Here is an 11618-nt window from a genome sequence, read left to right on the forward strand (position 1 = left end):
TATGATTATTTACGAACCACCAAAAGCACCAAATAAAATTCCTTTAATTGACATAAGTGACTTTTATTCTAATGATTTAGAAAAGCAAAAATCAATTGCGTGGGAGCTACATAAAGCGGCTCGTGAAACTGGATTTTTCTATGTGGAAGGACATAAAGTCCCATTAGCATTAATGGATGCGCAACTCGATTTGGCAAAGAAGTATTTTTCTCAACCAGATGATGTGAAAATGGAATGTTACTCCAAAAATTGGGAAATTGTACGTGGGTATGAACCTGTAGCTGCGCAAGTTTTAGATGAAGGCTCCCCCGCAGACCTGAAAGAAGGTTTTGTTATCGGAAATGACCTGTCACCTTCGCACCCTTACGTCTCAAAAAAAGTGCCCAACTGTGGGCCTAATCAATGGCCTCACAGCCCAACAGGTTTTAAAGAACAATATAATGAGTATTTACATCACGTTACAGGCTTAGCTAAAGATCTGATAGAAATACTCGCTTTGTCTCTTAACCTACCCCGAGACTATTTCGCTGAAGGACTTGACGAACCAATGATTTTTTCTAGGTTATTACATTATCCTGAGCAGCTAAATCATGGAGAGAAGAATCAATTAGGAGCTGGTGCACATACAGATTGGGGAATGCTCACAGTTTTGTTACAGGACGATATTGGTGGGCTGGAAGTGCAAAATGCGGCTGGAGACTGGCTAACGGCTCCTCCTATACCAGGTACATTTGTAGTTAATTTGGGAGAAATGATCAAAGTACTAACTAATGGTCTTTATCACTCGAATATGCATAGGGTTTTGAACAATAATTCAGGCCGGTCACGTTATTCATGCCCAACATTTTTTGACCCTGATTATTTTTATGAAGTGTCCTGTGTATCTACGTGTATGCCAAAAGATAATAATCCAGATTATCAACCAACCACCGTTGGTAAACACATTGCGTACATGTATAGCAAAACATATGGTCTTTGAAATAATATAGTGAATTAAAAATGAACTCCTTGTCTTATTTAAATATATTTTCGAAAGATATCGAACGCCTTAGTAAATTTTATTGTGATGTTTTTGGATTTAAAGAAATAGAAGAAAGTAGATCAAATTATTTCATAGGCTTTGATACTGGTGTATCGAAGTTAGGGTTTAGTAGTTTTGACGCTTACGATTTGTTAGATATCCAGAAACCGGTAAATGAAGTAAAGGAAACCCACCACGTAATTACATTTGAAGCAAATAATATTCAAGAGGTTGACGAATTAACTGAAAAATCCATTGCTAACGGTGCAACACTCCTAAAATCGCCATTCAATACCTATTACGGATGGTATCAGAGTGTTTTACAAGACATTGATGGTAACGTTTACAGAATATCAACCATGTAAGACATAGCCACCGAAACGTTGATTATTAAGTTTATGATAAGATAGGCGGCTTAATTTATTTTGCCGCCATTTTTGACAGAATCATATTCCGAAACCCAAAGTTAACAGATTCATATTGAAGTCATAATCATTACTAAAGAAGAGCAAAGGCTTCATGCAAATATCTTTATACAGCAGCGTTATTGTAAGTTTGTTCGCTACAAATTTGAGTATAATTATATCTACGTGTTAACCTTCTTATCTCGGTCGGAGTTCTTTTGAATTGCTCTTTTATAGCTCTAGAAAAGTGTTGTTGATTTTTAAACCCGCAAATTTCTGATATTTCTAATACTGAATAGTCTTCTTCAGTTAAAAGTTGATAGGCCTTATTGACTCTTTCTGTCCAGATGTACTTCGCGATGCTTAACCCTATATTTTTCTTAAAAATACTATTCATAAATGCGTAGGAATACTTTAAATCTTCGCTCACCGATTTAGCAGAAATATCCGAAACTAGATTTCTGTTGATATATTTAAGGCACTCCCTTACTGGTAAAGGGAGAGGCGACTTGAATTCTTCCTCTTCGATTTCATTCACAAACTCGTTAAACAAAGTCTGACCGTAAGAGTCCCGAAGAATCGATGCATTTACCGAATCGGTATACTCAACTTCTAATGCGGACTGAAAAATAAAATCTAATTTTTCAGTGGTTGATATTGTATATTGTGATGATATTAATGAGGGTAATTGAGAATGGCCTTGTAACTTAACGTTGCACCAACGTACTCTGTGACTTGTTTCTGCAGGATAAATGTATTCGAGTTTTTGTTTTGCTATGATTAACGACGTTTCACCTTTTCTCAGAATATAATCTTGTTCATCTATTTTTACAATACAATCACCTTCAAACAATTGTACGAGCTGAATAACGAGGCCATTTACAGGTCCATACGTACCATAATAGCGGAAGGTAGCTTCTCCAAAATCAAATGATTTAAAGTTTCTCAATAATTGCATACAAATCTCTTACCCTTTGCGTGCTACTTAATCAATGCATTGCACCACCAGAACCTTAAACACTTTGAAAACGCATCAATAAGGTGCAAAACCTAGACAGAATTAAGTAAAATTTGACCAATACGTCTAGGACTAAGATAAAGCATAAGTTATGCCGATCTTTTTGGACTGGGTTGCGGATTTTAGTAGGCTTCACATCGCCCAAGACACCCAGTTGTTCCAGTGTTTATCGACAAATATAATCGTTGCCTTTAATAAATCTATTTAAAAGAATTAAGAAATAGATAAGCAATCAGTTTCCACTTCTAAATAAGTGACGTTAATGCTTATTAACATGACCTATTTATCCGGCGTACTGATTTGCGTTGTCGGATTATACATGAGCTGGCAAGGTGGTAGTTTTCTACTTCCATAGTTAAATTAAGCATTTAATAGGTTCAAATGGCTTCCTTACACTGTGTTGGTCTCATATCTGTATTGAATAGATCGCTCATTCATTGACCCTAGCTATATTTTAAGAGATAATCAACCTTCATGAAGAGGAATGTTGTGTCGAAAAAGAATTTCCGCATTAGCAAAAGTTTTAAAGTGGTTCTGGCCGCTTTGCTGTTGTGCGCGCAATTTTTGTTGATAGTTTCTGACGCATTTTCTTTTGAACAAGAACATTTTATTAGCAACGAAGTATGTACCGAAAGTACGTTAATCGAACTGCCTAATGCTTATGATTTAGGCACAGGAAATGATTGTGATCATTGCTGTTCGTGTCATGGCCATTTCACCCATATTGCTTTCTATCTTGATAATGACAGCACGTTTCTGAAAAAATCCCCTACCCTAGCTTCAGTTTATCTCGAAGCTTCACCTAGCCGTTTCATTAACCAAATAGAGCGTCCTCCAAGAATTTAATCCCTGTCATCTTTCGTTTTTTTAACTGACTAGGATTATATTTCATGAAAAATTCACAGTTCCCTGTGCGTGTATTTATGCGCGCCGGAATACTGACTAGTGCATTGGTGCTATCTCAAGCCAAAGCGTTAGCAGAACAAGTAACTTTAGACGATGCTGTTCAACTAACTCTCAGTCGTCATCCAACATTATTGAAATTCAGACCTCTTACTAGAGCTCTTGAGGGAGATCGCCAACAAGCTTTGCTTTCTCCAGCTTACACCGTAGGTGCTAGTCTAGAGAATGTGATGGGCACGAGTTCGACTTCGGGAGTTCAAGCAGCAGAAGCAACCATCTCTCTATCTTCAGTGTATGAACTTGGTGGTAAGAAGAGTGCAAGAACACAGGTTGTGGATGCCAGAGCTGCCCTTTTAGATTCAGAGCAGTATTCAATGTCTCTCTCACTACTTGGTGGGCTCACTCAGCAGTATATTCGCGTTCTGGCACAACAGGAGCGTCTGCAAATAGCTGAGCGAAGTGTGAGCTTAGCTGAAGACGCTCTTACTGTAATCACTAATAGAATAAAAAGTGGTGCAACGAATGATGCTGAATTGTTCAGAGCTAAATCGGCTTTAAATCAAGCGAAATTAGAACTTGCGACAGCAAAGGTGAATGAAGAGATAGCCCTGCAATCTCTCACACTATTCTGGCAGGGCAATTATGAAGATATCACGCTTACTGGTTCTTTAAATTCACCCGCTACAAATTATTCCTACGAAACACTTTTTAACCAATTCTTATCATCATCGAATGCGGATTTACTAATTAAGTCACTTGACCTGAAGGACGCTGAGATTCAGTTGGCTAAGTCTGATAATACCGCAGACCTATCTTGGTCTGTAGGTGTTAGAAGGAATCAAGGAGCTCAAGATACATCGTTAGTTTTTGGTGCCTCAATTCCACTATTTGCTGAGAAGAGGAATTCGGGTGCAGTCAAATCTGCAATTGCTAGTAAGGAGGCGGAGTTATTAGAGCGAGACACCAAGTATCTCGATGTAAAAGCGATTCTATTTAAAGCAACGAAAAGCATAAATTTTAGTTCACAGGCAGCATTGCACCTGGAAAAAGAAGTAATGCCTGATTTGGAAAGAGCATTGGAGCTGACCAAGGAGGGCTATCAAAAGGGAATTTACACTTATCAAGAATGGTTTGCTTCACGTGATGCACTTCTCCAATCTCAACGGAGTCTCATCAACTATCGCGAAGCCACCCTGCTCAATGAAGCACTTATCGAACAATGGACAGGGCAATCTCTGAAATCATTCACTTTCAATCTCCAGGATTAATTATGCTAAAGCAAATTTTATTTTTATTTCTTATCGGCACTGTGACATCTATCGCGACCGCAAGTGAAGATGTCACCAATTCAAATGACAACCAAAATATATTCCAGAAAGGTAACATCAAAATAGAAGTAAGTATCGATGAAAGCCCCGAGGGCTCTGTAATTATTGCCTCGACTTTTGAAGATGGGAAGCCATTTATCCCTGATTCCTTTTCTATAGAGCTACAGAAGTTAGGTTCAAGCTCAGAAAAATTTGAGTTTCAAACTTCAGAGGGGGTTTTGCGGTCAATAAAAGCTCTGTCTGAACCTCATTCTTTTAGGGCTACTATTTATCTGACTGACAAAAGACGAAAGTATTCCTGGGAGTGGGAAAACTTCGAGGGAAGAACACAGATCTCAAGAGAATTAACTGAAAAGTTTCAATTAGCAACCTCCGAAGTTCAGAGTGGGACCATTGAAAGACATATCGAATTGTTGGGTACTCTTGTAATTCCAGCCAAGAATAAGGCTGAAGTTAATGCGCGGTTCTCGGGAGTTGTAGAAACTCTCGCTTCGGATGTTGGTGACAGCGTGAAGGCTGGCGATGTAATTGCAAAAATTCAATCAAATGACAGCTTACAAACCTACATCGTGAAAGCGCCAATTTCGGGTACGGTAGTAAGTCGAAATGTTAATGTCGGGCAGTTGGTTACCAGTGAAACGCTTTATAAAATAGTCGACGCTGAAACGCTTTGGGCAGAATTGAAAGTATTTCCATCCAAGCGGGATACAATAAAGCCGGGCTCTTATATCCACATAAAAAAAGGTTCCCGACAGCAAGATGCAAAGGTCAAATTTCTCATTCCGTCAGGTTCACTTGAACCTTATCAGATCGCAATTGTTGAAATCACTAATACCGAAGGAGAATTCTCCCCCGGCGATATGGTTACAGGTGTAGTTGATGCTCAGAAAATCGATGTTTCGCTTCGCGTTGAGAATGAAGCTATCCAATCAATGGATGGTAACTCAGTTGTATTTTTAAACGATGGTAACACGTTTCAAGCTGTCCCTGTCGAGCTGGGTATAAAAGATGACAACTTCACTGAAGTAAAGCGTGGCTTAATCGCTGGTCAAATTTACGTTTCAAAAAATAGCTTTCTGATAAAAGCGGATCTTGAAAAATCCGGTGCCTCTCACGCTCACTAATCCTGGAGACGATAAATGATTGATAATATTATTCGTCTTTCAGTAGAAAGACGCTTTTTGTTTCTTGTTCTTGCACTAATCTTAATTGGGATCGGCGTTTGGAGCTACCAGCGATTACCTATTGATGCTGTACCAGATATTACAAATGTACAGGTTCAGATTAACACCAAAGCTCCGGGGTACTCACCATTAGAAGCTGAACAACGAATAACATTTCCTGTCGAAACAGCACTATATGGCTTGCCTAACTTATCCTATACACGTTCTATATCGAGGTATGGTCTTTCACAGATTACTGTTATTTTCGAAGAAGGAACGGATATCTTTTTTGCCCGAAATTTAATCGACGAAAGACTTGCTAACCTTAAAAGTGTTTTACCTGATGGCCTTGAACCAGAAATGGGGCCAATCGCTACAGGGCTAGGCGAGATTTTCGTATATACGCTGGAAGGGAAAGATGGAGCCACGTTGCCCGATGGCTCCCCGGTTACGCCAATGGCTTTAAGAGAGGTACAAGATTGGATTATTCGACCACAGTTAGCCCAAGTGCCGGGAGTAGTAGAAGTAAACACTATTGGGGGCTATGACAAGCAGTATCACGTCAATCCCGACCCTGTAAAAATGCTGGAGATGGGAGTCTCGCTTAAAGACATTTCTGAAGCACTATATTTAAACAATGATAATGCTGGAGCAGGCTATATTGAGAAAAATGGCGAGCAACTTCTTGTTCGCTCTCCAGGTCAATTGACAGGGATAAAGGATATCGAAAATGTCGTAGTAGGAAAAAAAGGATCTGTTCCTGTTCTAATAAAAGATATTGGAACTGTAGGCTTGGGTAAGCAGCTGAGGACCGGAGCTGCTACAAGAAATGGTAAAGAGACAGTGATGGGAACGGTCATGATGTTGCTGGGAGAAAACTCAAGGGAAGTTGCAGCTTTAACTGCCAGTAAATTAACTGAAATTCAAAGATCGTTACCAAGCTGGGTGGTTGCTGAACCTGCCTATGATCGAACTACACTGGTCGACAAAGCGATAAACACTGTGCAGAAGAACTTGCTGGAAGGAGCATTACTCGTAATTGTCATATTATTTTTACTACTAGGCAATATCCGAGCGGCTCTTATTACGGCTGCGATCATACCTATTGCTATGATGATGACAATCACTGGAATGGTCCAGAGAGGTGTTTCGGCAAATCTGATGAGTTTGGGGGCTTTAGATTTTGGTCTGATTGTCGATGGCGCTGTCATCATTGTTGAAAACTGTATTAGGCGCTTATCTGAAGCGCAACAGCATCACGGCAGACTTCTTCAACTCAAGGAACGTCTAGAAGAAGTGAAAATAGCAACGATTGAAGTAATCAGGCCCAGCTTATTTGGAGTCGGGATCATAACCGCTGTTTATCTGCCTATTTTTACTTTAACAGGCGTAGAGGGAAAGATGTTTCATCCCATGGCAATAACTGTTGTTATCGCTCTTATTGCGGCAATGATTTTGTCACTGACGGTAGTGCCTGCAGCGATCGCAATTTTCATGGGGGGAAAAATCAGTGAAAAGGAGAGTTTTTTAATACGTTGGGTGAAACTGGCTTACGAACCAGCACTTAGGGCTATTCTTAAATTTAAAGCTGCTGCTCTTGGGGCTGCACTAGCGTTTGTTGTCTTCTGCGGATGGTTGGCAACAACACTTGGTTCTGAATTTATTCCTCAACTGGATGAAGGTGATGTTGCTTTACAGGCTTTACGAATAACGGGTACCGGTCTAAACCAATCAATTCAAATGCAAGAACAACTTGAAGATGCGCTGTTGGAAATTCCAGAGGTAGGGGTAGTCTTTGCGAAAATAGGTACACCGGAAGTCGCTACAGACCCGATGCCTCCTAATGTAGCCGATAGTTTTATAATACTTAAACCTCGATCAGAGTGGCCTGATCCAGCTAAATCTAAAACGGATTTAGTGGCTGAAATTGAATCAGTCGCCTCAAAAATGCCTGGTAATAATTATGAATTTACCCAACCAATTCAAATGAGATTCAATGAATTGATTTCCGGCGTAAGGGCTGATGTTGCAGTCAAAGTTTTCGGTGATGATTTAGATCAATTGTTGGTGACTGCAAATGAGGTAGCTGAGATTGCTAAGTCGATTCAAGGTGCCGCAGACACTCGAGTTGAGCAAGTTGCTGGTCTTCCTATGCTGTCTATATTACCAAAGCGAGAAGCCCTCGCAAGGTATGGCCTAAACGTAGCAGACATTCAAGCACTCGTTTCAACAAGCATAGGAGGCAAGGAAACAGGCATAATCTATGAAGGCGATCGCCGGTTTAAGCTTGTAATCAGATTATCTGAAGAATTGCGTACGAATATTGACAAATTAGAGAGCCTACCTGTTCCTGTTGGTAATAGTTTTGTACCACTTGAAGAGGTGGCCAGCCTCGAGTTAAAGCCAGCACCTGCACAGATCAGCCGAGAGAATGGAAAGCGCAGAGTTGTCGTAACGACTAACGTACGAGGAACTGACCTAGGAGGATTTGTCGTTGATTTACAAAAAAGACTTAAATCCGATTTGAAAATAAAGGAAGGGTATTGGTTCGAGCTTGGTGGTACCTTCGAACAACTGGAATCCGCCAGCAAACGGTTGACATTAGTCGTTCCGGTTACGCTTGCGTTAATAGTTGGCATACTCATTATGGCGTTTGGATCAGTGAAAGATGCACTGATAATTTTCACTGGTGTACCACTCGCCTTAACCGGAGGAGTACTGGCACTCTGGATTAGAGGTATGCCTCTTTCAATTTCTGCGGGAGTAGGCTTTATCGCTTTGTCCGGGGTCGCGGTTTTGAATGGACTAGTGATGGTCGCATTCATCAGACAACTCTGGCAGGAAAATGGTGATATTTATACTTCAGTAATTCGAGGGGCCATAATCCGGCTTCGACCTGTTTTGATGACTGCGTTAGTGGCCAGCTTAGGCTTTGTTCCCATGGCACTTAATACAGGAACAGGTGCTGAAGTACAAAGACCGCTCGCCACTGTAGTCATTGGGGGAATTATATCGTCAACTTTACTGACACTGTTTATATTACCTGCGCTTTATCAGCTCGCACATAACAAACGCAACTCTTAATCAAATTTTACGCCCGGTATGTTCCGGGCGCACCGGAGCCTCTATGACTCATAATCATTCGAATAGCTCAAACAAAATTGGGTGGGCTTTTCTATTAAATTTCAGCTTCACAATTATTGAATTTATTGGCGGCTGGCTAACGAACAGCACTGCTATAATGGCAGATGCTGTTCATGATCTCGGCGATTCAATTTCTATTGGAAGCGCCTGGTGTCTCAATAAGTTAGGAGAGAGAGAGGCCGATGAAAATTTCACATATGGGTACAAGCGACTCAGCCTGTTAGGGGCATTTATTAACGGAGCCGTACTTATCCTTGGCTCAATCTGGGTATTATCAGAAGCCATTCCTCGAGTATTAGACCCGGTCGTTCCAAATACAGAAGGCATGATATTACTTGCGATTCTAGGTGTCGCTGTAAACGGCTTTGCTGTGTATAAACTCCAGGGAGGAAATACCCTAAACGAGAGAGTGTTGAACTGGCATTTATTGGAGGACGTTTTAGGCTGGGTTGCTGTATTAATTATTGCCATAGTAATGCAATTTGTCGACTGGCCAATTTTAGACCCCCTACTTTCGATTGGCTTTACGCTTTTTATATTGTTTAATGTAATTCGAAACTTATTAGCAACCTTAAAATTATTTTTGCAAGGTGTTCCAGAGAAAAACTTATACAAACAAGTGTTAGATGAACTCCGGAGTGTTGATAGAGTTGAATATATCCATGACTTAAAAATTTGGTCACTTGACGGAGAACATAATGTTATTACTTTACACATTACAAGTAACTTGAAGATAATTGAAGAATATAAGCTATTGAAGCTTGAAGTTTATGATAGCTTGGCAAAATTTGACTTCAGCTACAGCACAATTGAAATAGAGTTTACTGACGATTTCTGTAAAAACATGGAAGGGTAATATGAAGTCTTTTCCTTCGTTAACAATGACAGTTGAAAGTAATTCAAATTCAAGGACTAAGCTAAAATTTAATCTTTGGTTCGTTTTTTACAATAACTTTTTATTTGCCAGACCATACGATATTAAATTGATACCAGCATTAGGTAAAATTAACCGTATAGGTAGAGGATTATTTGAATTGGGATATCAAGAGTTTGACTCTGAGTACGCATTTCTTCGAACTAAAGATCTGAATTATTCAATTAATGCTCTTTTCGCTGAAAAGTATGAGGAAAGTATTTATTTCGGCTCGGTAGTGTCTGAGAAAGCTCAGAGTGGAACAATCAAGATCGCGACAATCAAGCAGTTGTCATATCTAAAATTTTGAGGTAAGGTTGCTTCCACTTCGTTGGGGAGTAGCCTGTTTCCTACAATTTGGGAAAAGTCCATATCAACATAATTGGTCAAAGACCATGGTATGAACGCCTTTTTGGTTGGCGAGACCATCGATAGAATTACACCTCTGGTTGGGCGTGTAGTTTTATCGTGGACTCAATTGCCCAACCAGAGAGTTATAGTAATGAACCTACTCGCACTTATTTTCCTTTCCTTTGCAATGTCTACAGACGCCTTCGCAGCCGCTATTGCAAAAGGCGTTAACTTAAGAAAACCGAAAATATCAATTGCATTAAAAACAGGAATAATATTCGGTATCATAGAAGCAATAACACCAATGTTGGGATGGGGATTGGGTAAATTATCTTCTTCATTCATTGTGTCTTGGGACCATTGGTTAGCATTCGGCATATTATCGTTATTAGGTACTTTCACAATATTTAAGTCTTTCAGTCCTACTGAAAAAGATGACGAAAAAGACGATGGAAGAATAAATAACCAGTCAATATTAATCACCATTCTAACAGCAATTGGTACTAGTATTGATGCAATGGCAGTAGGAATTAGTTTAGCATTTGTCGATGTAAATATCGCCTTAGCTTCAATGATGATCGGATTAGCTACATGTTTGATGGTAACCATCGGCATAATGGTTGGTAGCGCGCTTGGACTAATTGTGGGAAAACGAGCAGAAACAGTGGGGGGAATTGTCCTGATTACCGTTGGTACATGGGTTTTAATTTCTCATATCTACCAAATATAATCATCTCATAATTAGAGTAACGCCCTGCAATCAGGGCTATTATGTAGTAACCTAAGTTATAAACCTACCCTAAACTAGCGACATGTCTTTTCAAATTTATTCAGTGTAATCGGAACCGTAAAAAGAGAGCTCTTGATAAAAAGGTCACGTTAATACGTGTTAACGTGACTTATTTCACTGCTTCCATAAGCTATAGGGAACAGTTTTACTCCGCAACAGGCTTTCTCCTATCTAACTGTGGGTAGCTGAAGGTATGGGTTGCAATGTTGTGGGGTTTGTCCTATAAATATATTGCTCTTGGTAGGAGCCTGCCGCTCGTCGTTGCGAAGCTTTTTAAGTTCTACTTTTTATAATCTCGCTAACTCAATATTTTTATTCGGGTTTGTTCAGTGGTAGACGAGCGACGCTTCAAAACAAGCCAGGAGATTAAAAATGTTGGATAAAGATATTCAGCCGAATACGATCGGCGGCATCAAGCGCTATGCCAAGCAAATTAAAAAAGAGTATGGTATACCTCATATGAAGCTTTAAATAAAGCTGCCCAAAAAGCTTGTTTTGAAAATTATTCACACGCTCTAAATTCCCTTTCGGAGTCAAAAGCTACTAAGTCACAATACCGACTGTTCTTTTCGACTTATTGGCA

General features: G+C 39.8%; 9 protein-coding genes and 1 riboswitch. Of the genes, 8 read left to right on the forward strand and 1 reads right to left on the reverse strand.

The window, feature by feature from the left end; translation table 11 throughout:
* The first annotated feature begins 1 nt into the window (after position 1).
* Positions 2-979, forward strand: coding sequence for an isopenicillin N synthase family dioxygenase (locus AC27IB_RS09565; protein WP_073316899.1), 978 nt, complete (start codon positions 2-4; stop codon positions 977-979).
* A gap of 20 nt (positions 980-999) precedes the next feature.
* On the forward strand, positions 1000-1386 hold the full coding sequence (locus AC27IB_RS09570) for a VOC family protein (RefSeq protein ID WP_487120530.1): 387 nt from the start codon (positions 1000-1002) through the stop codon (positions 1384-1386).
* Positions 1387-1552: 166 nt separating this feature from the next.
* Here the strand turns inward: AC27IB_RS09570 and AC27IB_RS09575 are convergent, their stop codons facing one another.
* Entirely contained in the window at positions 1553-2383 is an 831-nt protein-coding gene (locus tag AC27IB_RS09575) for a helix-turn-helix domain-containing protein (RefSeq protein ID WP_073316902.1), read from the reverse strand.
* A gap of 549 nt (positions 2384-2932) precedes the next feature.
* On the opposite strand from AC27IB_RS09575, the gene AC27IB_RS09580 reads away from it, so the two are divergent.
* The 6 genes from AC27IB_RS09580 to AC27IB_RS09605 all read left to right on the forward strand — a co-directional run bounded on the left by AC27IB_RS09580 (position 2933) and on the right by AC27IB_RS09605 (position 10975).
* Positions 2933-3289 (forward strand): hypothetical protein, encoded by a 357-nt coding sequence (locus tag AC27IB_RS09580; RefSeq protein ID WP_241155619.1) that lies wholly within the window; start codon positions 2933-2935, stop codon positions 3287-3289.
* A 44-nt stretch (positions 3290-3333) separates the two neighbouring features.
* Positions 3334-4614 carry a TolC family protein gene (locus AC27IB_RS09585; protein WP_105934849.1) on the forward strand — a complete coding sequence of 427 codons (1281 nt, stop codon included), beginning with the start codon at positions 3334-3336 and terminating at the stop codon, positions 4612-4614.
* Between the two features lie 2 nt (positions 4615-4616).
* On the forward strand, positions 4617-5798 hold the full coding sequence (locus tag AC27IB_RS09590) for an efflux RND transporter periplasmic adaptor subunit (RefSeq protein WP_487120533.1): 1182 nt from the start codon (positions 4617-4619) through the stop codon (positions 5796-5798).
* Between the two features lie 15 nt (positions 5799-5813).
* Positions 5814-8921 carry an efflux RND transporter permease subunit gene (locus AC27IB_RS09595; protein ID WP_487120535.1) on the forward strand — a complete coding sequence of 1036 codons (3108 nt, stop codon included), beginning with the start codon at positions 5814-5816 and terminating at the stop codon, positions 8919-8921.
* Between the two features lie 43 nt (positions 8922-8964).
* Positions 8965-9837, forward strand: coding sequence for a cation diffusion facilitator family transporter (locus AC27IB_RS09600; protein WP_487120537.1), 873 nt, complete (start codon positions 8965-8967; stop codon positions 9835-9837).
* A gap of 378 nt (positions 9838-10215) precedes the next feature.
* Positions 10216-10390, forward strand: a riboswitch (yybP-ykoY riboswitch).
* A gap of 6 nt (positions 10391-10396) precedes the next feature.
* Positions 10397-10975 carry a manganese efflux pump MntP gene (locus AC27IB_RS09605; RefSeq protein WP_163088591.1) on the forward strand — a complete coding sequence of 193 codons (579 nt, stop codon included), beginning with the start codon at positions 10397-10399 and terminating at the stop codon, positions 10973-10975.
* The last annotated feature ends 643 nt before the right edge of the window (positions 10976-11618 follow it).

It is taken from the genome of Alteromonas sp. 4NH20-0104 (assembly GCF_057547795.1).

What these genes read in the sequence shown, in the direction of transcription:
- AC27IB_RS09565 (WP_073316899.1), top strand. Translation starts at nt 2, where the DNA reads ATGATTATTTACGAACCACCAAAAGCACCAAATAAAATTCCTTTAATT.
- AC27IB_RS09570 (WP_487120530.1), top strand. Translation starts at nt 1,000, where the DNA reads ATGAACTCCTTGTCTTATTTAAATATATTTTCGAAAGATATCGAACGC.
- AC27IB_RS09575 (WP_073316902.1), bottom strand. Translation starts at nt 2,383, where the DNA reads ATGCAATTATTGAGAAACTTTAAATCATTTGATTTTGGAGAAGCTACC.
- AC27IB_RS09585 (WP_105934849.1), top strand. Translation starts at nt 3,334, where the DNA reads ATGAAAAATTCACAGTTCCCTGTGCGTGTATTTATGCGCGCCGGAATA.
- AC27IB_RS09590 (WP_487120533.1), top strand. Translation starts at nt 4,617, where the DNA reads ATGCTAAAGCAAATTTTATTTTTATTTCTTATCGGCACTGTGACATCT.
- AC27IB_RS09595 (WP_487120535.1), top strand. Translation starts at nt 5,814, where the DNA reads ATGATTGATAATATTATTCGTCTTTCAGTAGAAAGACGCTTTTTGTTT.
- AC27IB_RS09600 (WP_487120537.1), top strand. Translation starts at nt 8,965, where the DNA reads ATGACTCATAATCATTCGAATAGCTCAAACAAAATTGGGTGGGCTTTT.
- AC27IB_RS09605 (WP_163088591.1), top strand. Translation starts at nt 10,397, where the DNA reads ATGAACCTACTCGCACTTATTTTCCTTTCCTTTGCAATGTCTACAGAC.